Annotated in this window: 27 protein-coding genes; 12 read left to right on the forward strand and 15 right to left on the reverse strand. The window is 69.0% G+C overall.

All coding sequences use genetic code 11. The features are described from left to right. Positions 1-2: 2 nt before the first annotated feature. Together GQR91_RS07565 and GQR91_RS07570 are read right to left on the reverse strand one after the other, a co-directional pair. On the reverse strand, positions 3-668 hold the full coding sequence (locus tag GQR91_RS07565) for a DsbA family protein (RefSeq protein ID WP_149682224.1): 666 nt from the start codon (positions 666-668) through the stop codon (positions 3-5). Further along, the gene (locus tag GQR91_RS07570) at positions 668-1,183 is read right to left on the reverse strand and encodes a DUF721 domain-containing protein (protein ID WP_235903998.1); all 516 of its coding nucleotides are present in this window, start codon (positions 1,181-1,183) and stop codon (positions 668-670) included. The genes GQR91_RS07565 and GQR91_RS07570 overlap by 1 nt, the downstream gene beginning before the upstream one ends. A 26-nt stretch (positions 1,184-1,209) precedes the next feature. Between GQR91_RS07570 and GQR91_RS07575 the strand changes: the two genes are divergently transcribed. The 3 genes from GQR91_RS07575 to nudC are packed head-to-tail and all read left to right on the forward strand — an operon-like array spanning position 1,210 to position 4,471. After that, the gene (locus tag GQR91_RS07575) at positions 1,210-2,250 is read left to right on the forward strand and encodes an A/G-specific adenine glycosylase (protein WP_375781570.1); all 1,041 of its coding nucleotides are present in this window, start codon (positions 1,210-1,212) and stop codon (positions 2,248-2,250) included. Next, positions 2,247-3,611 carry a serine hydrolase domain-containing protein gene (locus GQR91_RS07580; RefSeq protein ID WP_235903997.1) on the forward strand — a complete coding sequence of 455 codons (1,365 nt, stop codon included), beginning with the start codon at positions 2,247-2,249 and terminating at the stop codon, positions 3,609-3,611. The genes GQR91_RS07575 and GQR91_RS07580 overlap by 4 nt, the downstream gene beginning before the upstream one ends. Before the next feature lie 5 nt (positions 3,612-3,616). Continuing rightward, the gene (gene nudC / locus GQR91_RS07585) at positions 3,617-4,471 is read left to right on the forward strand and encodes an NAD(+) diphosphatase (protein WP_149682374.1); all 855 of its coding nucleotides are present in this window, start codon (positions 3,617-3,619) and stop codon (positions 4,469-4,471) included. A gap of 267 nt (positions 4,472-4,738) precedes the next feature. Here the strand turns inward: nudC and GQR91_RS07590 are convergent, their stop codons facing one another. Beyond that, complete coding sequence (locus GQR91_RS07590) at positions 4,739-5,629, reverse strand: prephenate dehydratase (protein ID WP_149682223.1); 891 nt, start codon at positions 5,627-5,629, stop codon at positions 4,739-4,741. A gap of 112 nt (positions 5,630-5,741) precedes the next feature. Here GQR91_RS07590 and GQR91_RS07595 point away from each other — a divergent pair, with 112 nt between their 5' ends. After that, positions 5,742-6,434, forward strand: coding sequence for a c-type cytochrome (locus GQR91_RS07595; protein ID WP_149682222.1), 693 nt, complete (start codon positions 5,742-5,744; stop codon positions 6,432-6,434). Between the two features lie 7 nt (positions 6,435-6,441). Next, positions 6,442-7,491 carry an NAD(P)H-dependent flavin oxidoreductase gene (locus GQR91_RS07600; RefSeq protein WP_149682221.1) on the forward strand — a complete coding sequence of 350 codons (1,050 nt, stop codon included), beginning with the start codon at positions 6,442-6,444 and terminating at the stop codon, positions 7,489-7,491. 106 nt (positions 7,492-7,597) lie between these two features. Here the strand turns inward: GQR91_RS07600 and GQR91_RS07605 are convergent, their stop codons facing one another. Together GQR91_RS07605 and GQR91_RS07610 are read right to left on the reverse strand one after the other, a co-directional pair. After that, positions 7,598-8,482, reverse strand: coding sequence for an LOG family protein (locus GQR91_RS07605; RefSeq protein WP_149682220.1), 885 nt, complete (start codon positions 8,480-8,482; stop codon positions 7,598-7,600). A 45-nt stretch (positions 8,483-8,527) separates the two neighbouring features. Continuing rightward, entirely contained in the window at positions 8,528-9,178 is a 651-nt protein-coding gene (locus GQR91_RS07610) for an extensin family protein (RefSeq protein WP_149682219.1), read from the reverse strand. Between the two features lie 285 nt (positions 9,179-9,463). On the opposite strand from GQR91_RS07610, the gene GQR91_RS07615 reads away from it, so the two are divergent. The 6 genes from GQR91_RS07615 to GQR91_RS07640 all read left to right on the forward strand — a co-directional run bounded on the left by GQR91_RS07615 (position 9,464) and on the right by GQR91_RS07640 (position 16,386). Next, positions 9,464-10,618: a phosphoserine transaminase gene (locus GQR91_RS07615; protein WP_149682218.1), complete on the forward strand. Its 1,155-nt coding sequence runs from the start codon at positions 9,464-9,466 to the stop codon at positions 10,616-10,618. A 162-nt stretch (positions 10,619-10,780) separates the two neighbouring features. Beyond that, positions 10,781-12,358, forward strand: coding sequence for a phosphoglycerate dehydrogenase (serA, locus tag GQR91_RS07620; protein WP_149682217.1), 1,578 nt, complete (start codon positions 10,781-10,783; stop codon positions 12,356-12,358). A 161-nt stretch (positions 12,359-12,519) separates the two neighbouring features. Continuing rightward, positions 12,520-12,864: an endonuclease domain-containing protein gene (locus tag GQR91_RS07625; RefSeq protein WP_149682216.1), complete on the forward strand. Its 345-nt coding sequence runs from the start codon at positions 12,520-12,522 to the stop codon at positions 12,862-12,864. Beyond that, a complete protein-coding gene (locus tag GQR91_RS07630; RefSeq protein WP_149682215.1) occupies positions 12,861-13,961 on the forward strand; it encodes an ATP phosphoribosyltransferase regulatory subunit in 1,101 nt (366 codons plus the stop codon). The genes GQR91_RS07625 and GQR91_RS07630 overlap by 4 nt, the downstream gene beginning before the upstream one ends. 54 nt (positions 13,962-14,015) lie before the next feature. Next, complete coding sequence (locus GQR91_RS07635) at positions 14,016-14,984, forward strand: glutathione S-transferase family protein (protein WP_149682214.1); 969 nt, start codon at positions 14,016-14,018, stop codon at positions 14,982-14,984. 112 nt (positions 14,985-15,096) lie between these two features. Continuing rightward, on the forward strand, positions 15,097-16,386 hold the full coding sequence (locus GQR91_RS07640) for an adenylosuccinate synthase (RefSeq protein ID WP_149682213.1): 1,290 nt from the start codon (positions 15,097-15,099) through the stop codon (positions 16,384-16,386). Between the two features lie 403 nt (positions 16,387-16,789). Here the strand turns inward: GQR91_RS07640 and GQR91_RS07645 are convergent, their stop codons facing one another. The 8 genes from GQR91_RS07645 to GQR91_RS07680 all read right to left on the reverse strand — a co-directional run bounded on the left by GQR91_RS07645 (position 16,790) and on the right by GQR91_RS07680 (position 22,126). Then, positions 16,790-17,236, reverse strand: coding sequence for a hypothetical protein (locus GQR91_RS07645; protein ID WP_149682212.1), 447 nt, complete (start codon positions 17,234-17,236; stop codon positions 16,790-16,792). 63 nt (positions 17,237-17,299) lie between these two features. Then, positions 17,300-18,367, reverse strand: a complete 1,068-nt coding sequence (gene aroC / locus GQR91_RS07650; protein WP_149682211.1) for a chorismate synthase — start codon at positions 18,365-18,367, stop codon at positions 17,300-17,302. After that, positions 18,364-18,618 carry a DUF2442 domain-containing protein gene (locus GQR91_RS07655; RefSeq protein WP_149682210.1) on the reverse strand — a complete coding sequence of 85 codons (255 nt, stop codon included), beginning with the start codon at positions 18,616-18,618 and terminating at the stop codon, positions 18,364-18,366. Before GQR91_RS07655 ends, aroC begins: the two co-directional genes overlap by 4 nt. Continuing rightward, positions 18,602-18,844 carry a DUF4160 domain-containing protein gene (locus GQR91_RS07660; protein ID WP_149682209.1) on the reverse strand — a complete coding sequence of 81 codons (243 nt, stop codon included), beginning with the start codon at positions 18,842-18,844 and terminating at the stop codon, positions 18,602-18,604. The genes GQR91_RS07655 and GQR91_RS07660 overlap by 17 nt, the downstream gene beginning before the upstream one ends. Positions 18,845-18,864: 20 nt before the next feature. Further along, a complete protein-coding gene (locus GQR91_RS07665) occupies positions 18,865-19,392 on the reverse strand; it encodes a GNAT family N-acetyltransferase (RefSeq protein WP_149682208.1) in 528 nt (175 codons plus the stop codon). A 4-nt stretch (positions 19,393-19,396) separates the two neighbouring features. After that, the gene (fabI, locus tag GQR91_RS07670) at positions 19,397-20,200 is read right to left on the reverse strand and encodes an enoyl-ACP reductase FabI (RefSeq protein WP_112382001.1); all 804 of its coding nucleotides are present in this window, start codon (positions 20,198-20,200) and stop codon (positions 19,397-19,399) included. After that, positions 20,197-21,165 carry a YihY/virulence factor BrkB family protein gene (locus GQR91_RS07675; RefSeq protein ID WP_149682207.1) on the reverse strand — a complete coding sequence of 323 codons (969 nt, stop codon included), beginning with the start codon at positions 21,163-21,165 and terminating at the stop codon, positions 20,197-20,199. Before GQR91_RS07675 ends, fabI begins: the two co-directional genes overlap by 4 nt. A gap of 7 nt (positions 21,166-21,172) precedes the next feature. Beyond that, entirely contained in the window at positions 21,173-22,126 is a 954-nt protein-coding gene (locus tag GQR91_RS07680; RefSeq protein ID WP_112382003.1) for a DnaJ C-terminal domain-containing protein, read from the reverse strand. 101 nt (positions 22,127-22,227) lie between these two features. On the opposite strand from GQR91_RS07680, the gene GQR91_RS07685 reads away from it, so the two are divergent. Then, positions 22,228-22,482, forward strand: coding sequence for a hypothetical protein (locus GQR91_RS07685; RefSeq protein WP_112382004.1), 255 nt, complete (start codon positions 22,228-22,230; stop codon positions 22,480-22,482). A gap of 33 nt (positions 22,483-22,515) precedes the next feature. Here the strand turns inward: GQR91_RS07685 and GQR91_RS07690 are convergent, their stop codons facing one another. Continuing rightward, positions 22,516-23,397 carry a transglutaminase family protein gene (locus tag GQR91_RS07690; RefSeq protein ID WP_149682206.1) on the reverse strand — a complete coding sequence of 294 codons (882 nt, stop codon included), beginning with the start codon at positions 23,395-23,397 and terminating at the stop codon, positions 22,516-22,518. Continuing rightward, a complete protein-coding gene (locus GQR91_RS07695) occupies positions 23,397-25,868 on the reverse strand; it encodes a circularly permuted type 2 ATP-grasp protein (protein WP_149682205.1) in 2,472 nt (823 codons plus the stop codon). Before GQR91_RS07695 ends, GQR91_RS07690 begins: the two co-directional genes overlap by 1 nt. Positions 25,869-25,925: the final 57 nt, after the last annotated feature.

The following is a 25,925-nucleotide window of genomic DNA, read 5'->3' on the forward strand; positions in this document are numbered from 1 at the left end:
GATCAGCGCGCGCCGGCGGCGCGCAGCAGGGGTTCGAGGCCGGCCCAGGCGAAGCTGTCCGCCTGCTTGCCGTTGACGATGAAGGCGGGGGTGCCCTGAATGGTGTCGGGCGCGGCGCTGGTCATCGCGACGATCCGGTCGATCGCGGCGCGATCGGCGAAACAGGCCTGGATGGCCGGATCGGTCAGACCCCGCGCCTTGGCGATGTCGGACAGGCCGGCGCCGTCGGCGAGCGCGCGAAGCTGGGCGGCCAGCGGATAGGCGGACAGGCGCTGGGCGTTGTTCTGGTCGAATTCCGACCCGCGGGGCAGCCACGTCTTCTGCGCGGCGAAGATCGCCTGATGCGTGCCGAAAAAGCCCCGGGCGCCGCCGCACCGCGCCAGCACGGCGGCGGCGAGATCGAGGCGGTCGCGGATGAAGTGGCGCAGCTCCAGACTGGTCGAGCCGGAACGGATCATGCGACCTTTCAGCACCGCATCCGATTCGGTGGCGAAGGCGGCACAGTGCGGGCAGGTATAGCTGGCATATTCGACCAGCTTCACGCGCGCGGCGGGATTGCCCAGCACATAGGCGCCGGCGGACGTCTGGGCGACGGTGGTCGTCCAGTCCTGTTTTGGTGCCGCGGCGGTGAGCAGGGCAAGGCCGAGAAAGGCAAGGATCAGGCGCATCAGGACACCTTGGGCAGGCCGCGGGTGGCAGCGACGCCGGCGGCAAAGGATTCGAGCACGGCGCGCAGTTCGGGATCCGCGATCCCCTTCAGCCCGTCGCCCATTTCGGGCGGCACGGGTTGCGGCGCAGGCGGCGCCTTCCTGGCGGGCATGCGCGCCGGCAGCTCGCCCTGGCGGATCTGGATGCGGGCGACCGCGCAATAGCCGAAGAAGCGGTTCACCCGCTCGATGATCTCGGGCTGGATATGCTGCATCATCGGCGCGTGTGCGCCGCGCACGACCAGCGTCAGCGTGCCGTCCTGCTTCTTGCCATGGGGAAAGCGAATCGATTCGGGGGCGCTGGCCGCGGACAGGCGCGGGCCGACGATATCGGGCCAGCGGCTGACCACCGCGCTTTGCACGAAGCCGAAGCGGCGAAAGGCCGCGCCGCCGATGGCGGGCAGCAGTTCGGACACCGCACGCGAGCGGTTCGAACGAACGGATTCAGGTCGGGGGGCGCCGGCGCGCTTGCTCATGGGCGACGCCATGCCATAGCGGGCGGGTGGACGCCAAGCGATCTTCGATACCCGACCGGCTGCTCGCCTGGTACGACCGACACCGGCGCGACCTGCCATGGCGCGCCAAACCCGGCGAGGTGCCCGATGCCTACCGGGTCTGGCTGTCCGAGGTGATGCTCCAGCAGACGACGGTGGCGGCGGTGACGCCGCGCTTCGAGGCGTGGGTCGCGCGCTGGCCGGATTTCGCTAGCCTGGCGGGGGCGGACGAGGCCGACGTGATGGCCGCCTGGGCGGGGCTGGGCTATTATGCGCGGGCGCGCAACCTGGTGAAGGCGGCGAGGGCGGTGGTGGCGGAGCATGGCGGTGCCTTTCCGCGGACGGAGGCGGGCTTGCGCACGCTGCCGGGGCTGGGGGCGTATACGGCGGCGGCGGTGGCGGCGATCGCGTTCGGCGAACGGGCGGTGGTGGTGGACGCCAATGTGGAGCGGGTGGTGGCGCGATTGTTCGCGATCACCACCCCGCTCCCTGCGGCGCGGCCGGCGATCCGGGCGGCGGCGGAGACGATCACCCCGGATGCGCGGGCGGGCGATTTCGCGCAAGGAATGATGGACCTGGGGTCGGGCGTGTGCACGGTGCGCGCACCCAAATGCCTGCTCTGCCCATTGCGCGAAGCATGCGACGCCTTTGCCTCGGGCGCGCCGGAGCGGTTGCCGGTGAAAGCGGCGAAGAAGGCGAAGCCGCAGCGGCACGGGACGATCTTCTGGCTGGAGCGGGAGGGGTGCGTGCTGCTGGTGCGGCGGCCGGACAGGGGGTTGCTGGGCGGTATGCGCGCGCTGCCGACCGGGCCGTGGGTGGAGGTGCCGCCGGGGCTGGCGGAGGCGCCGGCGGAGACCGACTGGACGGTGCTGAACGGTACGGTGGCGCACGGTTTCACCCATTTCGATCTGGAACTGGCGCTGGCGCGTGGCATGGCGGAGGTTGAACCATCGGTGGCGGGCGAATGGTGGCCGATCGACGCGATCGGAACCGCGGGTCTGCCGACGGTGTTCGCCAAGGCTGCGGAACGGTTGAGGACTGGTCGATGAAGCGGATGATGGTCGTGGGCGTCGCGCTGGGCGTGGCGGGGCTGGGTGTGACGGGGGCGATGGTGCAGGCGCAGCCGCAAGCGCAGCGGCAGTTGCCGTCGCAGGCCCGGCCGCAGGCACCTGCCGCCCGGCCGGCGGCCGCCCTCCTGCCCGCCACGCAAAGCCTGCTCGACGGCTATGTCCGCGAGGGCAAGATGCCGGGCATCGTGGTGGCGATCGGGCGCGGGGACGGGCCGACGCTGTTCCCCGCCGCCGGCCGGGGCGGGCTGGAGCCGAACGCGGCGGTCGCCGGGCCGGACACGCTGTGGCGCGTGTATTCGATGACCAAGCCGATCACCGGCATGGCGGCGATGATGCTGGTGGAGGATGGCCGGTTGAAGCTGGACCAGCCGATCAGCGACTTTTTTCCCGGCTTTGCCAGGATGCGGGTGCTGACGAGCCCGGACACCAGTCTGACATCCGTGCCGGCCAGGACGCCGATCACGGTCCGCCACCTGCTGACCCATACCGCCGGCCTCAGCTATTCGATCAATGCCAAGGGGCCGATCCTGAAGGAATATGAGCGGCTGGGGATCGTGCCCGCCGCGGTCAACGCGGCGGTCGAGGCGAAGATGCGCGCGACCCGGCCGAAGACGCTGGCCGAATTCGCCACGCGCGTCGCCACGCTGCCGCTGATCGCGGAGCCGGGCACCAGGTGGAGCTATTCGATCGGGCTCGACGTGATGGCGGCGGTGATCGAGAAGGCATCGGGCATGCCGTTCGAGCAGTTCGTCTCCACCCGGCTGTTCCGGCCGCTGAAGATGACGTCGAGCTACTGGCAGGTGCCGGCGGCACAGGCGGGACGGCTGGCGACCAACTACAGCTTTGTCGGCGATACGATGGTGCCGCTCGATCCGGCGGCGACCTCCGTCTTTCGACAGGTGCCGAGCTTTCCCTATGGCGGTGCCGGGCTGGTGATGTCGGCGCGCGATTACGACCGTTTCCTGCACATGCTGCAGGATGGCGGCACGCTGGAGGGGGTGCGGGTGATGAAGCCCGAGACGGTGGCGCTGGCGATGTCGAACCTGTTGCCGGCTGGCGTGCGCTTCGGCGGCGTGGCGGCGAGTACCGGGGGCACCAATGCCGAGGTGCCGATGGGTTACGGCGCGGGCGGATCGGTGCTGCTGGCGGATCAGCCGGGGGGTGCGGGCAAGGGCACCTATGGCTGGGGCGGTGCGGCGGGCACGGTGGCCTTCGTCGATCCGTCGCGCGGGGTGCGCGGGACGATCATGGTCAACTACTTCCCGTCCAACCGGTATCCGCTGCGCGAACAGGCGCTGGGCGCGCTCGCCGGGGATGCGGCACGGTTGGGGGTGCGATGAGCGAGATGCCCGCGATCGGCTTTACCGGCGGCCGCCTGAACCGCGCGGATGCGCTGCGCCACGATGCCGAGGGGCTGGCGGCGGCGATGGCGGATCCGGCGGCGCGCCTGCTGGTGATGGACGACTATGTGCCGGCGATGGCGGACGGGCGGCTGGGCTGGACCGCGCTGCCGGGCATGCCGAGCGATCTGGTGCTGCTGGGGCTGGACGAGGGCGGGGTGCCGCATTTCGCCGCGATCACCGGTGCGCCGGCGCGGGGGCGCTCGTTCGAGCTGATCGCAGCGCTGCACGCGCTCAACGCGGGCGAGGCGGCGACCTATGCGGCGGCGCGCAGCGTGCTGGACTGGCATGCGCGGCACGGCTTCTGCGCCAATTGCGGCGGCGTGACCCGGCCGTTCCGCGCCGGTTGGGGCCGGGCCTGCCCGATGTGCGGGACCGAGCATTTTCCGCGCACCGATCCGGTGGTGATCATGATCGCCGAGCATGAGGGGCGGGCGCTGCTGGGGCGGCAGCCGGCCTTTCCGCCGGGGCGCTACTCGGCGCTGGCGGGCTTTCTGGAGCCGGGCGAGTCGATCGAGGAAGCGGTGGCGCGCGAGGTGGCGGAGGAGGCGGGCGTCGTGGTGCGCGACGTGCGCTATGTGGCGAGCCAGCCCTGGCCGTTCCCGTCGTCGCTGATGATCGCGTGCATCGCCCGCGCGGACAGCGACGCGATCACGCTGGACACCAACGAGCTGGAGGATGCGATCTGGGTGACGAAGGCGGAGATGCGCGCGGCACTGGCGGGCGAGGCGGGGCGGTTCGTGGCGCCGCCCGCCTATGCCATCGCGCATGACCTGATGCGGGTGTGGGCCGGAGGCTAGAGCCAGACGACATGAGGTTAAACCATGATCCGTTCGTCTCGAGTAGCCGTCGAGTAGCGGCGAAGCTGCGTATCGAGACGGCGTATCGAGAGACAGGTTCGCGCGCGGGGCGGTGCCTCGATACGGTGAGCCGGTGAACATGCCCCCGGCATGTTCAGGATCGTCCGGGGGACGATCCGACCTGCTCACCTCGATACGCGCCTGCGGAGCTACTCGATCTCTACTCGGCACGAACGGATCAACGTAAAGTTATCACGGTCTAAGGGGCTACCCCCGTGCGCGGGCCTGGCGGTAGGTGCCGAGGATGCGGACCCATTTGGAATGGAAGCCGAGTTCCTCCACCGCGCGGTCGAACGCCGCGTCGCCCGGCCTGCCGTCGACATCGGCGTAGAATTCGGTCGCGGCAAAGGTGCCGCCGCGCTGATAGCTTTCCAGCTTGGTCATGTTGACGCCGTTGGTCGCGAAACCGCCCATCGCCTTGTAGAGCGCGGCGGGGATGTTCTTCACCTCGAAGATCAGCGTCGTCATCCATGGGCCTTCGCCCGCCGGCGGACGGCCGCCGCGGGCGAGCGTGACGAATCGGGTCATGTTGTGATCCGCATCCGCAATGTCGGTGGCGAACAGGGTCAGGCCGTAAATGTCCGCGGCGGCGGGCGGCGCGAGCGCGGCGACGGTGGGATCGCCCAATTCGGCGACGCGTGCGGCGGCGCCGGCGGTATCGGGATAGGCGACCGGCTGTATCCCGTGCGCGCGCAGCCAGTGGCGGCACTGGCCCAGCGCCTGCGGGTGGCTCATCGCCTCGCGCACCGTGTCGCGCGTGCCGAGCCCCATCAGCGCGTGGCGGATCGGCAGGAAATGCTCGCCGGTGATGACCAGTCCCGATTCGGGGAGCAGGAAATGCATGTCGGCGACGCGGCCGTGCAGTGAGTTTTCGATCGGAATGATCGCACAATCGGCGCGACCGTCCTTTACCGCATCGAGCGCATCGGCGAAGTCGAAACAGGGAAGCGGCAGGCCGTCCGGAAAGGCCTGCGCCATGGCGACATGGCTGTTCGCGCCCGGCGCGCCCTGAAACGCGACCGCGCGTTCCGGCTGGGCGGCGGCGGCGGCCGACATGGCGGCGACGATCGGGCGGGCGGGGGCGGGATAGCTCTCCATGATGGCCAAGCGCGGTACGCAGCCGGCGCGCATCGATCAAGCGCCGCTTGCAGGGGCGGGCGTGGTTTCCTAAGGGTCGTGTCAGGAGAGCATAAACGGGGGCCCTTGCGCCATGGATCTGAAGACCAACACGATCGCGGGATGGGTGCTGGGCGCGTGCGGCGCCGCACTGGGATTGGCGATCGCGGGGGGCATGATCTTCCACGGCGAACGCCCCGAAAAGATGGGCTATGCCATCGAAGGCGTCGAGGAAGCCGGCGCCGGCGGTGCGCCGGAGGTGGCGATCGCCTCGCTGCTGCCCACGGCCGATGCGGCCAAGGGCGCGGAAGTGTTCAAGAAATGCGCCGCGTGCCACACGATCAACCAGGGCGGTGCCAATGGCATCGGGCCGAATCTCTATCACACGCTTGGCGAGCCGATCGGGCAGGGCAAGGGCGGCTTTGCCTTTACCGATGCGCTGAAGGCGGTGGGCGGCAACTGGGACTTCGAGAAGATGGACGCCTGGCTGCGTTCGCCGCGCAAGTTCGCGCCGGGCACGAAGATGACCTTTGCCGGCCTCGCCAATGCCGAGGACCGGGCGAACCTGCTGGTCTATCTGAACGCGCAAGGGTCGAACCTGCCCTTGCCGGCCGCGCCGGCCGCCGCGGCGGCGGGCGGCGATGCGGCGCCCGAGGCGGTGCAGAACGTCACCGACGATGTGCGCGGCGAGACGGGCGCGGTGGCGAACACCGGCACCCCCGCCTCCGGCGCACCGTCGGTCGACCCGCAGGCGGCGATCGAGGGCGAGAAGTCGCCGGTCAAGTGATCGGCGCATGCCGGCGGCGCGGCTGAACCTGTCGCTGCCGCTGGTGCAGGCGCCCATGGCGGGCGTCTCCACCCCGGCGATGGCGGCGGCGGTGTGCGAGGCCGGCGGGCTGGGGTCGATCGCGCTGGGCGCGAGCGATGCGGCAGGTGCGGCGGCGATGATCGCGGACCTGCGGGCGCGGACCGCGCGGCCCTTTGCGGTCAATCTGTTCGTCCATGCCGCGCCGCACGATGATGGCGAGCGCGCGGCGGCGTGGATCGACGCGTTGGCGCCGACCTTTGCCGAATTCGACGCGGTGCCGCCAACGGCGTTGCGTGCCATCTATCCCAGCTTTGCCGAAGATGATGCCATGCTGGCGCTGTTGCTGGCGACGCGACCGGCGGTGGTGAGCTTTCACTTCGGCCTGCCCGGTGCGGACCGGATCGCAGCGTTGCGGGCGGCGGGCTGCCTGCTGCTTGCCAGCGTGACGTCGCCGGCCGAGGCGGCGGCGGCGCGGGCGGCCGGGATCGATGTGCTGGTGGCGCAGGGGATCGAGGCGGGCGGGCATCGGGGCGTGTTCGATCCGGCGGCGCGCGACGATGCGCTGGGGACGCTGGCGCTGGTGCGGCTGTTGGCCAGAGGTCCGGTGCCGGTGATCGCGGCGGGCGGGATCATGGACGGTGCGGGCGTCGATGCCGCGCTGGCGCTGGGGGCGGTGGCGGCGCAGCTTGGTACGGCGTTCATCGCCTGTCCGGAAAGTGCGGCGGACGATGCGTACCGCGCGGCGCTGATGGGGCCGGGGGCGGCGCATACGGTGATGACGCGGGCGATTTCGGGGCGGCCGGCGCGGTGCTTGCCCAATCGCTTTACGGCGCTGGGCGAGCGGCTGGCGGCGGCGGTGCCGGCGTATCCGGTGGCTTATGATGCGGGCAAGGCGCTGAATGCGGCCGCAAAGGCCGTCGGCGAGACGGGATACGGCGCGCAATGGGCGGGGCAGGGGGCGCCGCTGGCGCGGGCGATGCCGGCAGGCGATCTGGTGCGGGTGATTGCGGGCGAGATGCGGGGAAAAGCTGCGTAAAGCCCTCTCCCCCTCGGGGAGCAGAAGGTCGGTCATGCCCCCGGCATGACCTGAACAGCGCGGGGCGCTGTTTACCTGATGCTCCCCGAAGGGGAGAGGGGGCGTGTTAGCCTACCGCGTCGGCCTTCTTGGCCTGTTCCTCGTAGAAGTGGCGGACCACGTCCCAGGCTTCCTCGGCGGTCTCGACATAGGTGAAGATGCCGAGATCGCGCTCGGACACCACGCCTTCCTCGACCAGTGCGTCGAAGTTGATGACGCGTTCCCAGAATTCGCGGCCGAACAGCAGCACCGGGATGGGCTGGATCTTGCCGGTCTGGATCAGGGTCAGCAGCTCGAACAGCTCGTCAAACGTGCCGAAGCCGCCGGGGAATGCCGCAAGTGCCCGTGCGTGCAGCAGGAAATGCATCTTGCGCAGCGCGAAATAGTGGAATTGCAGGCTGAGCGAGGGGGTGACGTAAGGGTTGGGCGCCTGTTCGTGGGGCAGCACGATGTTGAGGCCGATGGAATCGACGCCGACGTCCGCTGCACCGCGGTTCGCCGCCTCCATGATCGAAGGGCCGCCACCCGAGCAGGCGACGAAGTGGCGCATGCCGTTGGCGTCGCGCGGCAGGCGGCTGGTGATGCGCGAAAGCTCGCGCGCGATGTCGTAATATTTGCTCTTGGCGACGAGGCGCTCGGCGATCCGGCGCGACGCATCGTCGGTGGCGAGATCGAGCAGCGCCTGCGCCTTGGCAGGCTCCGGGATGCGGGCCGAGCCGTAGAAGACGAAGGTGGAGGCGATCTTGGCCTCCTCCAGCAGCAGTTGCGGCTTCAGCAGTTCGAGCTGGAAGCGGATCGGGCGCAGATCCTCGCGCAGCAGGAAATCCATGTCCTGAAAGGCGAGGCGATAGGCCGGATGTTCGGTTTGCGGGGTCGAGACGCTGGTCTTGGCGGTCTCGGCATCCTGGCTGGCACGCGGGAAGACGCGGTTTGGTACGCGGGTATCGGTCATCGCGGCCAAATACGGGAAAGTGCAGCCGCTTGCTAGGGGGCGGCGCTACCGGCAGAAACGGGCGCGGTCGTCCTCCAGATGGAGGTGATTGCGGTGCGCGGCGTTGTAATTGGGGGTCAGCACGGTGCCGAAGCGGCGGCAGGCCGAGGTGCGGATCGCCTGCAGGAAACGCTGCGTCGCCGGATCGGGCGAGGACCAGTCGCGCAGGATGGTGATGCGCCGCCCGTCCTTCAGCACGAAGCCGCCGATATCGACCGCATTGGCGAGCGCGTGGCCCGAGCGCCGGTCGCCCATGCCGCGCGTGCCGACGATGTTGCGACAGGCATAGGTGCCCATCCCCTCGACCCGCGCGAGTTCGGAGCCGAGGATCTGATAGGCGGCGGGGGCGACGGCGTTGCGCACCCAGCCGGCAAAGGCCCGCGCCGCGCCGCAGCGCATGGCGGTGACGCCGGTAACGGGGACGCCGATATCGGTCAGTTGCACCGCGCCGTAGAGGCCGCAGCCGTTTCCGTAATCCTTCGGCGGCAGCTCGCGATAGTCCACGCCCTCGCGGCGGAGATCGGCCTGGCACTGGGCGTTTTCACGGGTGGAGGGCCGCAGCGGCTCGGCCCTGGCGCGCGGGGTGGTGGGGCGATCGGTTCGGCCGCAGGCGGTGAGGGCAAGGGTGAGGAGGAGGATGGAGGTCAGTCGGCGCACGGTTCGTCTGTGCGGGAGGGTGTCCGCGGGATGCAAGGGTTTAGCGGTGAAGCGTTCGCGGCTCCCTCTCCCCGCCGGGGAGAGGGCTGGGGTGAGGGGCTGCCAAGCAGCGCTGCACTGTTGGTCTGCCCCTCACCCTCCCCACGGCTGCGCCGCGGGTCCCCTCCCTCTCCCCGGAGGGGCGAGGGCGAGAAAGGTGCTTGCCCTTGTCATCCTACCTCCTTAGAGCCGACGTCGGGCCACGCGGTCCCAACGCCGCGCGTGCTCTCTGTGAGGAGAGTCTATATGACTGATACGACTGCCGCCGACGCCACTCTTGCGCCTGCGAAGCCCGCTACCAAGCCGGTACGCCCCTATTTTTCCAGCGGTCCCTGCGCCAAGCCTCCGGGCTGGGATGCGGCCAAGCTCGCGACGGACAGCCTCGGCCGTTCGCATCGCTCGAAGCTGGGCAAGCAGCGGCTGCAATATTGCATCGACCTGATGCGCGAGCTGCTGAAGCTCCCCGATACCCACCGCATCGGCATCGTACCCGGATCGGACACCGGTGCCTTCGAAATGGCGATGTGGACGATGCTGGGCGCGCGGCCCGTCACCGCGCTCGCCTGGGAAAGCTTCGGCGAGGGCTGGGTGACCGATGCGGTCAAGCAGTTGAAGATCGATCCGACCGTCCTGCGCGCCGATTACGGGCAGTTGCCGGATTTGAGCGCGGTCGACTGGTCCAACGACGTGCTGTTCACCTGGAACGGCACCACCTCGGGCGTGCGCGTGCCGAACGGCGACTGGATCGCCGAGGATCGCGAGGGGCTGTCGTTCGCCGACGCGACCTCGGGCGTGTTCGCCTATGACCTGCCGTGGGACAAGATCGATGTCGCCACCTTCTCGTGGCAGAAGGTGCTGGGCGGCGAGGGTGCGCACGGCGTGCTGATCCTGGGGCCGCGGGCGGTCGAGCGGCTGGAAAGCTATACGCCGGCATGGCCGCTGCCCAAGGTGTTCCGCCTCGTCTCCAAGGGCAAGCTGGCCGAGGGCGTGTTCAAGGGCGAGACGATCAACACGCCGTCGATGCTGGCCGTCGAGGACGCGATCTTCGCGCTGGAATGGGCCAAGGGGCTGGGCGGTGCCGAGGCGCTGGTCAAGAGGTCGGACGCGAACGCGGCGGCGCTGAACCGGATCGTCGAGGCGCGCGACTGGCTGGGCCATCTGGCGGAGGACCCGGCGATCCGGTCGACCACCAGCGTCTGCCTGACGGTCGAGGGCGCGGACGACGCGCTGATCAAGAAGATGGCGTCGCTGCTGGAGGCCGAAGGCGCGGCCTATGACGTGGCGGGGTATCGCGATGCGCCGTCGGGCCTGCGTATCTGGTGCGGGGCGACCGTCGAGACCGCGGATATCGAGGCGCTCGGGCCGTGGCTCGACTGGGCCTACACGACCGCGCGGGGGTGATCCCTTCTAGCCCTCCCCACCGGGGAGGGTTGGGTGAGGGGCTGCCAAGCAGCGCTTTCGCCCGTGTCTGCCCCTCACCCTCCCCATGGCGGAGCCATGGGTCCCCTCCCTCTCCCCGTGGGGGAGAGGGCGAGATTCCAAATTCCTTGCAGGAGCAATGTCATGCCCAAGGTACTTATTTCCGACAAGATGGACCCCAAGGCCGCGCAGATCTTTCGCGAGCGTGGCGTCGAAGTGGACGAGATCACGGGCAAGACGCCCGACGAGCTGAAGGCGATCATCGGCCAGTATGACGGCCTCGCCATCCGCAGCTCGACCAAGGTGACCAAGGACATACTGGCGCATGCGACCAATCTGAAGGTCGTCGGGCGCGCCGGCATCGGTGTCGACAATGTCGATATTCCTGCCGCCTCCGCACAGGGCGTGGTGGTGATGAACACGCCGTTCGGCAATTCGATCACCACCGCCGAACATGCCATCGCGCTGATGTTCGCACTGGCCCGCCAGTTGCCGGAAGCCGACGCGTCGACGCAAGGAGGCAAGTGGGAGAAGAACCGCTTCATGGGCGTGGAGCTGACCTCCAAGACGCTCGGCCTGATCGGCGCGGGCAATATCGGCTCGATCGTCGCGGACCGGGCACTGGGCCTGAAGATGAAGGTCGTCGCCTATGACCCGTTCCTGACGCCGGAACGCGCGCTGGAAATGGGCGTGGAGAAGGTGACGCTGGACGATCTGCTGGCGCGTGCGGACTTCATCACGCTGCACACGCCGCTGACCGAGCAGACCCGCAACATCCTGTCGGCCGAGAACCTGGCCAAGACGAAGAAGGGCGTGCGCATCATCAACTGCGCGCGCGGCGGCCTGATCGACGAGGCGGCGCTGAAGCAGGGGCTCGATTCGGGCCATATCGGCGGCGCGGCGCTCGACGTGTTCGTGACCGAGCCGGCCAAGGAAAGCCCGCTGTTCGGCACGCCCAACTTCATCTCCACCCCGCATCTGGGCGCATCGACCAACGAGGCGCAGGTCAACGTGGCCATCCAGGTCGCCGAGCAGATGGCCGATTATCTGGTGACGGGCGGGATCACCAACGCGCTGAACGTGCCGAGCCTGTCGGCGGAGGAAGCGCCCAAGCTGAAGCCGTACATGGCGCTGGCCGAGAAGCTGGGCTCGCTGGTCGGGCAGCTGGCGCATGGCGGCATCGCGCGTATCTCGGTGCATTCGGAAGGTGCGGCGGCTGAACTCAACCAGAAGCCGATCGTGTCGGCGGTGCTGGCCGGGTTCCTGCGCGTCCATTCGGACACGGTGAACATGGTCAATGCGCCGTTCCTGGCCAAGGACAAGGGCATCGAGGTACGCGAGGTGCGGACCGAGCGCGAGGGCGATTACCACACGCTGGTGCGCGTCAGCGTCAAGACCTCGGACGGTGAGCGTTCGGTGGTCGGCACGCTGTTCGGCAACGAGGCGCCGCGCCTCGTCGAACTGTTCGGCATCAAGGTCGAGGCCGATCTGGACGGGCCGATGCTGTATGTCGTCAATGAGGACGCGCCGGGCTTTATCGGCCGCCTGGGCACGACGCTGGGCGAGGCGGGCGTGAACATCGCGACCTTCCACCTGGGCCGCCGCTCGGCCGGGGGCGAGGCGGTGGTGCTGCTGTCGCTGGACGAGGTGGTGTCGGCCGAATTGCTGGCGACGGTGAAGGCATTGCCGGGGGTGAAGACGGCGATGGGGTTGAAGTTTTGAGATGAGGGGGCGTTAAAGCCCTCTCCCCTCCGGGGAGGGTTTGGGTGAGGGGTTGCCAAGCAGTGCTGCTCTGCTGGTCTGCCCCTCACCCTTCCCACTGCCTGACGGCAGCGGGCCCCTTCCCTCTCCCCGGAGGGGAGAGGGTGTGGTAGCTTGCCATCATGAAAACCGATCCGGTGTTGCGGGACCGTGCTCGTGCGATGCGGCGGCAGATGACCGAGGCGGAAGCGCGGCTCTGGCGGATCATCCGCAATCGACGGATCGGTGGGATCAAGTTTTCGCGGCAGGTACCCATCGGCCCGTACATCGCCGATTTCGCCGCCAGGTCGCCGCGATTGGTCATCGAACTTGACGGCGATACGCACACGGACCAAGCCCGCGACGCGCGCCGGACGGTGCAGATCGAACAGCAGGGCTATCGTGTGATCCGCTTCTCCAATCAAGATGTCACGACCAATCCGGAGGGCGTGGCGAGCGTCATCCTTGGTGATGGAGCGGCGGCATGACCGCCCTACTGCCCGAAGGATTCCACGACCGCCTGCCGCCTTTTGCCGACGCTGCCGCGGCGGTCGAGGCGCGGGTGCTGGAGGCGGCGCGGCTGCATGGATATGAGCGGGCCGATCCGCCGCTGATCGAGTTTGCGCAGGCGTTGGCGTCGCGGTTGAAGGCGGGGGGGCTGCACGATGCGGTGCGCTTCGTCGATCCGGTGTCGCAGCGGACGCTGGCACTCAGGCCCGACCTGACCGCGCAGGTGGCGCGGATCGCGGCGACGCGGATGGGGCACCACCCGCGGCCGGTGCGGCTGTCCTATGCGGGCACGGTGGTGAAGCTGCGCGCGTCGCAACTGGCGCCTGCGCGCGAGTGGCGACAGATCGGGGCGGAGCTGATCGGGCTCGATTCGGTGGCGGCGGCGACCGAGATCGTGCGCGTCGCGGTGGAGGCGCTGAGCGCGGCCGGGGCGACGGGCATCTCGATCGACTTCACGCTGCCCGATCTGGTCGACACGCTGGCGGCGGGGCCGTTGCCGGTGGCAGCGGAGCAGGTCGGACCTTTACGCGAGCGACTGGACGCCAAGGATGCGGGCGGGGTGGCGGCGATCGCGCCGGACTATCTGCCGCTGGTCGAAGCGGCGGGGCCGTTCGCGTCGGCGATCGAGCGGTTGCGCCGCCTCGACGTGCACGGGGTGCTGGCCAGCCGGCTGGATGGGCTGGAGGCGATTGCAGCGGCGCTGGGCGACGGCGTCGCGATGACGCTGGACCCGACCGAGCGGCATGGCTTCGAATATCAGAGCTGGCTGGGCTTCTCGCTGTTCGTGGCGGGACCGCCGCGCGAGGTCGGGCGGGGCGGCACCTATACGCTGATCCACGAGGATGGCCGCGAGGAGAAGGCGACGGGCTTCTCGCTATATGCCGATGCGATCGTGGCAACCGCGCCCAAAGCCGAGCGGCGGCGCCTGTTCCTGCCGGTGGGGACGCCGCATGCCGATGGCGCGGCGCTGCGCGGGCAGGGATGGGTGACGGTGCAGGCGCTGGAGGCGGACGATACGCCGCAAGCGCAGCTTTGCACGCACGTCTGGACCGGCGGGGTGCCGCAGCGGCTGTAGCGGCACGCTTGCCCCTCTCATGCGTTCGCAACCCCGAAAAACCGGGAGACGCAGATGGGCAGGATGGTGGACGGCGCGTGGCAGCCGGGCAAGGTGACCGAGGACTCCAAGGACGGCGCCTTCAAGCGGCAGGATTCGGGGTTTCGCGAATGGGTGACCGCCGATGGCGGCCCAGGCCCTGATGGCCAGCCGGGGCGCCCCGCCGCGGCCGGGCGCTACCATCTTTATGTCAGCTATGCCTGCCCCTGGGCGCACCGGACGCTGATCGTCCGGGCGCTGAAGGGGCTGGAGGCGATGATCGACGTGTCGGTGGTCGATCCGGTGATGCTGGACCATGGCTGGACGTTCGAGACGGGACGCGGCGGCACCGGCGATCCGCTGCACGGCGCGGACTATCTGTGGCAGCTCTATGCGCGCGCCAGACCCGGCTACAGCGGCAAGGTGACGGTGCCGGTGCTGTGGGACCGGGAGACCGGGACCATCGTCAGCAACGAATCGGCGGAGATCATCCGCATGCTGAACACGGCGTTCGACGGGCTGGGCGCGACGCCGGGCGACTTCTACCCCGAACCGCTGCGGGCCGAGATCGATCGCGTCAATGCCGAGGTCTACGACCGGGTCAACAACGGGGTGTACAAGGCGGGGTTCGCGACGTCGCAGGATGCGTATGAGGCGGCGGTGCATCCGCTGTTCGAGACGCTGGACGCGCTGGAGACGCGGATGGCGGATCGGGCATGGCTGGTCGGGGAGGCGATGACCGAGGCCGATATCCGGCTGTTCACCACGCTGGTGCGCTTCGATGCGGTCTATCACGGGCATTTCAAGTGCAACCTGCGCCGCATCCGGGACTATCCGGCATTGGAGGCGCTGCTGGAGCGGATGCTGGACGTGCCCGGGATTGCGGGCACGGTGCATCTGGATCACATCAAGACGCATTATTATGCCAGCCACCGCGACCTGAACCCCAGCGGCATCGTACCGGCAGGGCCGGTCCTGCCCTGGGCGGACCGGGTTGCCGGTTGACCTGTTCGCGCGGGCTCGCTAACCGCCGCCCCCGTCCACTGATGAACCGCCTGCGTGCCGAGTCCTGTCGAAGGGCGCGCGGGTCCGATGCGGCAGGTGGGAACATGCATCCATGGCAAATGTAGCAGTCATCGGCGCGCAATGGGGCGACGAAGGCAAGGGCAAGATCGTCGACTGGCTGGCCGAGCGCGCCGACATGGTCGTGCGCTTCCAGGGCGGGCACAATGCCGGCCATACGCTGGTCGTCGGCGACAAGGTGTACAAGCTCTCGCTGCTCCCGTCCGGCATCGTGCGCGGCACGCCGTCGTTCATCGGCAACGGCGTGGTGCTGGACCCCTGGGCGCTGAAGGCCGAGATCGCGCGACTGGGCGAACAGGGTGTGGTCGCCACGCCCGAGACGCTGCGCATCGCGGATAGCTGCACGCTGATCCTGCCCTTCCACCGCGACTTAGACGGCCTGCGCGAGGATGCGAGCGGGGCGGGCAAGATCGGCACCACGCGGCGCGGGATCGGCCCGGCGTACGAGGACAAGGTCGGTCGCCGTGCGATCCGGGTGTGCGATCTGGCCCATCTGGACGATCTGGGGCCGCAGCTCGACCGGCTGTGCGCGCATCATGACGCCCTGCGCGCGGGCTTTGGCGAGCCGCCGATCGACCGCGAGCGCCTGCTGTCCGACCTACGCGAGATTGCGGGCTTCGTGCTGCCCTTCGCCAAGCCGGTGTGGCGCGACCTGAACGAAGCGCGCGAGGGCGGCAAGCGCATCCTGTTCGAAGGTGCGCAGGGCGTGCTGCTCGATGTCGATCACGGCACCTATCCGTTCGTCACCTCGTCCAACACGATCGCGGGCACCGCGGCGGGCGGATCGGGCCTGGGGCCGAGCGCGGTCGGCTTCGTGCTGGGGATCGCCAAGGCCTATACGACGCGCGTCGGATCGGGGCCGTTCCCGACCGAGCTGGACGACGAAACGGGCGAGCGGCTGGGCGTGCGCGGGCATGAGTTCGGCACGGTGACCGGGCGCAAGCGGCGTTGCGGCTGGTTCGACTCGGTGCTGGTGCGCCAGTCGGCCGCGGTGAGCGGGATTACCGGCATCGCGCTGACCAAGCTGGACGTGCTGGACGGGTTCGACGAGGTGAAGATCTGCACCGGCTACCGGCTGGGCGATCGGACGCTCGATTATTTCCCGACGCATGCGGCCGAGCAGGCCAAGGTCGAGCCGATCTACGAGACGATGGAAGGCTGGCAGCAGTCGACCGCGGGCGCGCGAAGCTGGGCCGACCTGCCGGCGCAGGCGATCAAATATATCCGCCGGGTCGAGGAATTGATCCGCTGCCCGGTTGCGCTGGTGTCGACCAGCCCGGAGCGCGAGGACACGATCCTGGTCCGCGATCCGTTCGTCGACTGAGGAATCGGGCGCTTCCTGCGTGTTGGTACGGGGGAAGCGTCAGTTCTTCGCGGGCGCGTCCGACATGCTCGTCGGTGCACCGTCGGATGGCTCGGTTGTGCCATCGGGCGATGGTGGGTTGCTCGGCCGGGGAGCGGGCGCGGTAGTGGCCGGTGGGTCCGATTGGCGCTCGTCGCGCGAAGAGGGGCGATCATCGCCGCCACGCATTGATGGCTGTTCTTCGCCCGGCGCGGTGGCCTCACCCGGTTTGGATTCGACCGGAGCGCCACTAATTTGCGCCGTTGCGGTGGCGGGCAGGGCGATTGCGACTAGGGTCGTGGCCGCGATACGATGCATGGCCGTCATCCTTCCCAAAGGCGAAACCCCCACGCCAGTGGCGCGGGGGTGTCCCGTATAATGTGACTTACGGCGTGCCGCCGGTACCCGGCGTGGTCGGAACCGTACCGCCAACGCTGCCGCCCGGTGTGCCCATGGTGCCGGTGGTGCCCATCGAACCTGTGGTTCCAGTCGTTCCGGTACCGCCCATGGTGTCACCGGTCGTGCCGGTGCCCGTGTCGTCAATCGTGGTCGGCGTGCCCGGCGTCGAGGTGGTGCCGGTCGTGGTGGCCGAGCCGCGGTTGCGATCGCGCGTGGTCTTGCCGCGCTCGCGGGTCTGGGTCGTACCGGTACTCCGATCCTGAGTAGGCGACATGGTGGTGCTCGGCGTGCCCATTTGGCCGCTCATCGTGCCCGTCTGGCCGCCCATGGTGCCGGTCTGGCCACCCATGGAGCCGCCCGTGGTGGACGTCTGCGCCATTGCCATGGCCGGGACAATCAGCGCGCCAGCCGCGATCATATGCTTGATACGCATGGCTTTCTCTCCTGCTTTGTTGTGTTTGCTCTCAACGAAGCGGGATAGGGTGTGTTCCGGACTTTATCCGCACTGACCCCGATGAAGTAACGCTTGGTCGGCAAGCACAAGCGCGACCATCGCCTCCACCACGGGCACCCCGCGAATACCGACACAAGGGTCGTGACGGCCCTTCGTCGCGATCTCGGCTGCGGCTCCGTCGCGATCGATCGTCTCGACGGGGGTCAGGATCGAGCTGGTCGGCTTGAACGCGCAGCGCAGGCGGATCGGCTGGCCGGTCGCGATGCCGCCGGCGATGCCACCAGCGTGGTTGGCAAGGAAGTGCGGGCCATCCGCACCGGGGCGCATGGGGTCGGCATTCTGCTCGCCGGTGAGCGCTGCCGCGGCGAAACCGTCGCCGATCTCGATACCCTTGACCGCGTTGATGCTCATGCAGGCGGCGGCCAGTTCGGAATCGAGCTTGGCATAGAGCGGCGCACCCCAGCCGGCGGGAACGCCCGTCGCCTCGCAGGCGACCACCGCGCCGACCGAGGACCCAGCCTTGCGGGCGGCATCGACGATCGTTTCCCAGCGCTGCGCCGCGGCGGCATCGGGACAGAAAAACGGGTTGGCGTCGATCTGCGCATCATCGAACGCCGCATAGTCGATGGCGTCGCCGCCGATCGCCTCCACCCAGGCGCGGATGCGGACCCGGGGGATCACCGCCCGCGCCACGGCGCCGGCCGCGACGCGCGCCGCGGTTTCGCGCGCCGACGAGCGCCCGCCACCGCGATAATCGCGAAAGCCGTATTTGGCGTCATAGGCATAATCGGCGTGGCCGGGACGATAGGCCTTGGCGACGTCAGAATAATCCTTCGACCGCTGGTCGACATTCTCGATCATCAGGCTGATCGGGGTGCCGGTGGTGCGCCCCTCGAACACGCCGGACAGGATGCGGACCTGATCGGGTTCGCGCCGCTGCGTGGTGAAGCGCGAGGTGCCGGGGCGGCGCTTGTCGAGCCAAGGCTGGATGTCCGCCTCGGCCAAGGGGATGCCCGGCGGGCACCCGTCGACCACGGCACCCAGTGCGGGCCCGTGGCTCTCGCCCCAGGTGGTGAAACGGAACAGGCGACCGAAGGTGTTGAAGCTCATGCAGCGTGCGACTTTGTCCGGGTGAGATCGCCGCGCCCGGCGATCAGGCCGGCGATCGAGATATCTTCGTCAAGCGCATCCCAATGCAGTCCGGTAGGGCTGATCGCAACCTGCGCACGTTCCTGCGCGGAACCGCGGAGCAGGCGTGGGAACCAGGCAAGGGGTATGCCGAGCGTGCGGCCATCCTCCAGCTTCACCCACATCTGGTCGTCATCAAAGGCAACGTCCAGTGCTCTAGGCGAAATGGTCATGCCATGCGTCCTCGATAGCGTCGCGCCGATCCTCGACGCAGGTCATGATCCAACGCTGGGTTCTGGCGTCGAAGCCGTGATTATAGGCGAACTCGACCACGGGATGAAGCCACAGCTTCGCGTCCGCGCCGTCCTTGGCCACATGGATGTGCACCGGCTCGCGCGGATCGCCCTCGTTCGAATAGAAGAAGAAGCGAAAGCCATGGTCCCGGAACACGACAGGCATCTGTCTTCACCGAAGCGCCATCACGCGCCCTCGCCCAGATGCGCGAAGGCCGGCGCATGGACCGCGTCGCCGCGAACGCCGCACGGCATGGCACCGCCCTGAAGGGGGAGCGCCATCAGATGCTCGCCGGCATAGGGCGAGGCGAAGCCCTGTGCCCAATCCGCCGCGAAGCCGAAGCGACCATAATAGGCCGGGTCGCCGAGCACGAAGCACAGATGGACGCCAGCCTGACGCAGATGGGCGAGCCCGGCCTCGACCAGCGCTTCGCCGACACCCTGGCGGCGATAGGCCGGGGCGACCGCGACGGGGGCCAGCGCGACCGCGGCGATCGCCTTGCCCGCGACATCCACCTGCATGCGGCTGAACACCACCGTGCCGGCGAGTTCGCCGCTCTCCTCGTCGTCCGCGATCAGCGTCAGCACCATGTCGCCCGACAGGCAGAGGCGCTGGACCAGCAACGCCTCGTCCGGGGCGGGAAAGACCGTGCGGAGCAGCGCGTCCAGCGCGGCGATGTCGCCGCCGGTCGCGGGACGGATGGCGATGCTCATCGGATCAGGAAAGGGCGATATCCGGCGCGTCCTCGGCCTTCATGCCGATGACATTGTAGCCGGCATCGACATGGTGCGTCTCGCCGGTGACACCGCTGGCGAGATCGGACAGGAGGTAGAGGCCCGCGCCGCCGACATCCTCGATCGTGACGTTGCGGCGCAGGGGCGAGTTCAGCTCGTTCCACTTCATGATGTAGCGGAAGTCGCCGATGCCGCTGGCCGCCAGCGTCTTGATCGGGCCGGCGGAGATGGCATTGACGCGGATCTTCTCGGGGCCGAGGTCCATGGCAAGATACTTGACGCTGGCCTCCAGCGCCGCCTTGGCGACGCCCATGACGTTGTAGTGGGGCACGACCTTTTCCGCGCCGTAATAGCTGAGCGTCAGCATGCTGCCGCCCTCCGGCATCATCGCGCGGGCGCGCTTGGCGACGGCGACGAAGCTGTAGGCGGAAATGTTCATGGTCATCAGGAAATTGTCGAGGCTGGTGTCGACATATTTGCCGCGCAGCTCGTTCTTGTCCGAATAGCCGATCGCGTGAACGACGAAATCGATCGTCGGCCACGTTTCGGCCAGCGTGGCGAAGGCAGCGTCGAGCCGGGCCATGTCGGACACGTCGCAATCGATCAGCAGGTCGGAGCCGAGCTGTTCGGCGAGCGGCTTGACCCGCTTCAGCAGGGCATCGCCCTGATAGGCGAAGGCGAGTTCGGCGCCGGCCTCGCGCAGCTTCTGCGCGATGCCCCAGGCCAGCGACTTGTCGTTGGCGAGGCCCATGATCAGCCCCCGCTTGCCCGCCATCAATCCATTCACGCCGTTACCGCTCCTGCCGGTGTCCCTTGGTCCGGCTGCTCCTCTAGCGCCGGTTCGGGCGGTTCCGCCAGTGCCGCGTTCAAATGCGCGCCAAAGACCAACCCCAGACCGATCAGATAGAAGAACAACAGCATCACCACAACGCCGGCCAGGCTGCCATAGGTTAGATCGTAACCGCCGAGTTGCGCCAGGACGAGGGGGAGGGCGGCGGTCATGGTGACCCACCAGATGGCGGTGAAGAGGGCGCCGGGCCATTTGCGGCAGGCGCTTTCGCGGTATTTGGAGGGGGTGACGGAGTAGAAGAGCATGTAAAGCGCGCCGAACATCACCGCGCCGGGGATGAAGCGCGACAAGCCGACCCAGCCCGCGACATTTTCCGCCAGCGGAACAAGGCGGTAGATGAACTGCTCGGCCGCGGTCAGGATACCGCCGACCAGAAAGGACAGCAGCGCCAGCACCACCGAGCAGACGATGACGAAGGACGAGGACAGCCGCGATTTCCAGAACGGCGCGGTGGAGCGCACGCCATATGCGCGGTGAAAAATGTCGCGAATGGTCTCGATAAAGCTGCCGACCGTCCACAAGCCGACCAGACCGCCCAGCCAGAGCAGCGAGCCGGTGCGCGCGGCCAGCACGTCGGCGATCGGCTTGCGCAGGATGTTGGACACATCGGGCGGCAGGACGTGCAGGAAGGAGGTGACGGCGCGCTGCGTCTCGTCGCTCTGGCCGACCAGCGAGGCGATGGCGGCGGCGACGATGAAGAACGGGAACACCGTCATCAGTGCCAGATAGGCAAGGTTGCCGGCATGGATGAAGCCGTCGGTATAGACACCGAGCAGCGCGCGCTTCGCGACTTCGAACACCTGCGAGCCGGGCCTGACCCTGGCCAGTTGCTTGTTGAGCTTGCGGCGCGCGCCGTGGTGGCGCGCGCGATCTTCCGGGGTCAGGCCGCTGGTTGCATTCATCAGGGCGTCAGACGCCCATATCGGCCCTCGGGTTCCCCGTTTCGGCGCCGTTCCAATCACGAACGAAGGCGGCAAGCGCCGCGTCATCGGCCGGAATGGTGATCATCAGCGTGATGAGCTGGTCGCCGCGGGTGCCGTCCTTCTTGTGGAAACCCTTGCCCTTCAAGCGGAATGTGCGGCCGGAACTGGTGCCGGCCGGGACCTTGAGCATCACCGGGCGCTCGACGGTGGGCACCTTGACCTGTCCGCCGAGCACCGCCTCCGCCAGCGTGATCGGCAGGTCGAGGCGAACGTCGTCACCATCGCGGGTGAAGAAGCGGTGAGGCTGCACGTCGATGGTGACGATCGCATCGCCCGCGCCGCCCGGGCCGTTCTCGCCCTTACCGGTGAGGCGCATCTGCGTGCCGCTTTCGGTGCCGGCGGGCAGTTTCAGGTCGATGGTCTTGCCGTCGGCCAGCGTGACGCGCTGGGGGGCAAGCGTCGCTGCGTCGATGAACGGTACCGCCAGGCGGTAGGCGGTATTGGCCCCCTTGGGTGCGGCACCGCGCCGGCCGAAGCCGCTGGAAAAGCCCCCACCGGCACCGGGACGGGTGCCGCCGCCGAACAGCCCCTCGAAAATCCCGGACATGTCCGCGTCACCACCGCCGAAATCGAACTGGTGGCTGGAGAAACCACCCGGCCCGCCGCCCCCGCCGCCCGGTCCACCGCGCGCGCCGCCATAGCCGAACGGGCTGGCGGGATTGCCGTCGCCATCGATCTCGCCGCGATCGAAGCGGGCGCGCTTGTCCTTGTCGGACAGCAGGTCATAGGCGGAGGTCGCCTGGCTGAACCGCTCCGCCGCCTTGGGATTGTCCTTGTTGCGGTCGGGATGCAGCTCCTTGGCGAGCTTGCGATAGGCTTTCTTGATGTCGGCTTCGCTGGCGGTGCGCGCGACGCCGAGGGTCTGATACGGATCGGCCACTCTGGTCCCCAAAACGGTGTATTACCCGCCTATGTGGGGCAGCGCGGCGCGGAGCGCAACGCGGCGCTGATGCGTTGTGCGTGGCAGCGAAGGAGAGAATCATGACCGAACGGAACCAGGCGACCGGCGGCGACGGCCTGAAGGGCGCACCCGATGGTACCAACATCACGCACGGCAAACAGGGCGGCAGTGAAAGCGACGGCGGCGCCTATCCCAATCCGCATACCGGAAAGAAGGGCGATAACAGCGGCTTCATGGGCCATGGCGGCCAGACGGAGATCGATTACCACGGCACCGGACAAGGCGGGACCGACGATGACCCGGATGTCGGTAACGAGAATGCGGTAACGAAGTGAACCGGCGGCTCCTCCCTTTTCGGGGAGGGGCCGTTATTCGTCGAGTGGCGCGACGTCGACGCTGACGTCCATCTTCTGCGCGCCCGATCCCAGCACGACGCCGTCGACCGGTGCGATCTCCGCATAGTCGCGGCCGATCGCCATGACGATGTGATCGCTGGCCATCCAGATGCCGTTGGTAGGGTCGAGCCCGACCCAGCCACGCACCGGTCCGCACCACAGCAACACCCAGGCATGGGTGGCATCGGCGCCGACCAGCCGCGGCTGTCCGGGCGGGGGCAGGGTGCGGATATAGCCCGAGGCATAGGCGGCGGGCAGGCCGGCGGCGCGCAGGCCGGTGATCATGATCTGCGCGAAATCCTGGCACACGCCGCGGCGGTGGCGGAACGCCTCGTGCGGGGGCGTGTCGACCAGCGTGGCGGTGGCGTCGAAGGCAAATTCGTCCTGGATACGGCGGGCCAGTGCAATGCCGGCTTCGAGCGCGTTGCGATCGGGGGGGAGGTCGGGCGCGCACCAGGCGGCGATGTCGCGGTCGAGGGGGATGAGGCCGGAGGGGAAGATGTAGTTGGCCGGGCCGGCAGGCGACAGGTCGCCGCTGCCGCGCGCCATCCGGGCGATGTCGGCGAGCGTGGGATCGGACGCGTCGGGAACGGGGACGAGGCGGTCGACCAGGACGCGGGCGCGGCTTTCGATGGTGAGCGTCTGCACCGCGCGGTCGACGACAAGGCGGGTGACATGGGCAAGACCGGCCTCGGCCAGCGCCGGCGCGGTGCGGCCGGTGGGCTCGACGGTCAGCGCATAATCCTCGACCCGCTGGCCGGGCCAGTCGATCGGGCGCAGGCGCAGGTTGCAGCGCGCGAACTTGACCTGCGCGCCATAATCGAAGCGGGTGACGTGGCGGATATCGTAGCGCATCAGGCGAGCGTCAGTCCGCCGGCGCGCAGCGGTTCGGCGCCTTGCAGAAAATAGCGGCGGGCGATCGCCTCCGACAGCGCGGTCAGCCGGTGTTCGACTTCGCCCATCAGGTCGGCGTCGAGGGTGGCGGCATCGGCGGTGTCGACGAGGGCGCGCAACCTGGTCGCCTGCGCCTGCTGGGGTTCGGCCATTTCGTCATCCGACAGGACGGGAAGTTCCGCCAGAAGTGCGGCGATCCGCTGCGCCTGGAAGGCGAGCGCGCGCGGATTGTTGGGATCGAGTGCGACAAGATCGATCACGGCGACGCGAGCAAGCCCGGTGGGATAGCGCTGGCGATAGCTGATCTGGCTGTCGGCGAGATCGAGCAGTGTCGACAGATCGTCGGCGGACGCGCCGGCCATGCCGAACAGCCGACAGGCGCGGGCAAGTGCCATGGCGCGTTCGACGCGGCGGCCGAGATCGTGGAAGCGCCATGCAGTGGTGCGCACCATATGTTCGGCCGACAACCCGGCGATCGCGGCATAGCGGCGCTGAAGCGAGCCGGCACGGTCGAGCAGGCCGCGATGCGAGGGAAACGGCGCCTCCAGCAGGCGCACCATGTCCGCCGACAGCCGGTCGCGCGACCCTGCGCCAATCGCGCGGGCCAGCCGGTTGATCGCGGCGACCGAATGATGGCGCTCGTCCTCCATCGCGGTGCGGGCGAACTGGGTCAGGTCGGCGCGGCGCAGGCTGGGCGGCGAGGGCGCTGCGCCGGCACCGGTGATGAGGCCCGCCAGACGGCCGACGGTGCGGTCGGCCAGCGCCGCGCCGCCATCGGCATCGATCGAGTTGCCGAGCATGACGCGGATCGCCGCCAGCAGGGCCTCGCCGCGTTCCAGATAGCGGCCGAGCCAGTAGAAATTGTCGGCCACGCGGCTGGGCAGCGTACCGGGATTGCGCCGGACATGCAGCGAATCGGGCGCGGCGAGCAGCGATACGGGCGCGACCGGATCGTCACCGTGCACGCAGACATCGGCGGACCAGATGCCTTCGCCGATGACGGAGGCGGTGGCATCCGCCTGCTCGCCGATCCGGCCGAAGCCGCCGGGCAGGACGATCCAGCGGCCATCGGCGTCACGGGCGGCAAACACGCGCAGCGTGAAGGGGCGGGGAACCAGCCGATCGTCCACCACCACGGGCATGGTGGAAAGCTGTACCATCTCCTGCCCGACATAATCCTGCGGGCGGCGGGCCATGTCCTCGCGCAGCGCCTGCTGCTCGGCGGTGGACAGGCCGGGGCCGGGGCGGGGGCCGGCGGGGAGGCCGAGGGGGCGGGCGGCGAAGGCGGGGGCGACCAGCATCCGGTCCAGATTCGCCAGCACATGGTCGCGCTCCGGATCGGCGCCGCACCACCAGGTGGCGATGGTCGGCAGGCGCAGCGGCTCGCCCAGGAGGTGCTGGGCGAGGCCGGGAAGAAAGGCGGATACCGCCGGGCTTTCCAGCAGGCCCGCGCCCGGCGCGTTGGCCAGGATCACCTCGCCCGCGGCATAGGCGTCGATCAGGCCGGGCACCCCGATCTGCGAATGGGTGTCGAAGGCGAGCGGATCGAGCAGCCGCGGGTCGAGCCGGCGCCACAGCGCATCGATCCGCTTCAGCCCGCCAACGGTGCGGACATACACCTTGCCCTCCAGCGCGGCGAGATCGGCGCCTTCGACCAGCAACAGGCCGAGATAGCGGGCGAGGTGCGCCTGTTCGGGGTAGGAGGGATTGTAGCGGCCGGGGGTGAGGATGCCGATGCGCGGATCGGTGCGGCGGCACTGGGCGGCGAGGCCGGCGCGGAAGGCGGCGAAGAAGGGGGCATGGCGCTGTACGTTCAGCCGGGCCTGGAGCCCGCCCAGCGTGCGGCTGACCGCCAGCCGGTTTTCCAGGGCATAGCCCGCGCCTGCGGGGCCGCGCAGATGATCGGCCAGCACGCGCCATTCGCCGCTGGGCCCGCGGGCGAGATCGAACGCGACGAAGCTGAGATGATGGCCGCCGGGCGGGGGCAGGCCGACCATGGGGCGCAGGAAATGCGGGCTGCCGGTGACGAGCGCGGCGGGGATATGGCCGTCGGCCACCAGCCGGCCGGGGCCGTAGAGATCCGCGGTGATCGCCTCCATCAGCGTGGCGCGCTGCACCACGCCGGCCGCGATCGTCGCCCATTCGGCGGCGGGGATCAGCAGCGGGACGGGGGAGACGGGCCAGGGGCGCTCGTCCGATTCGCCGGGGATGCGAAAGCCGGTGCCCATGTCGGCGGCGTGGCGCTGCACCCGTTCCCGCGCATGGCCGAGCCCGTCGGGAGCGACGGCGGCGAGTTCCTCCAGCGTGGCGTGCCAGGCGGCACGGTCGCCGGCGCACAGCACGTCATGCGCGGGAGCCCCGGCACAATAGTCGGCGATCCATCGGCCGGCATGCGCGCAAGCGTCGATCTGCGTCGCCATCGCTGTTCCCATGGTCTTGCCGTACGCCTGCCGTAAGCCTTGCTGCGGTGGACCGTTCCACTGTTTCCG

Origin of the sequence: Sphingomonas carotinifaciens, from assembly GCF_009789535.1 — a bacterium.
GTDB classification, from domain to species: domain Bacteria; phylum Pseudomonadota; class Alphaproteobacteria; order Sphingomonadales; family Sphingomonadaceae; genus Sphingomonas; species Sphingomonas carotinifaciens.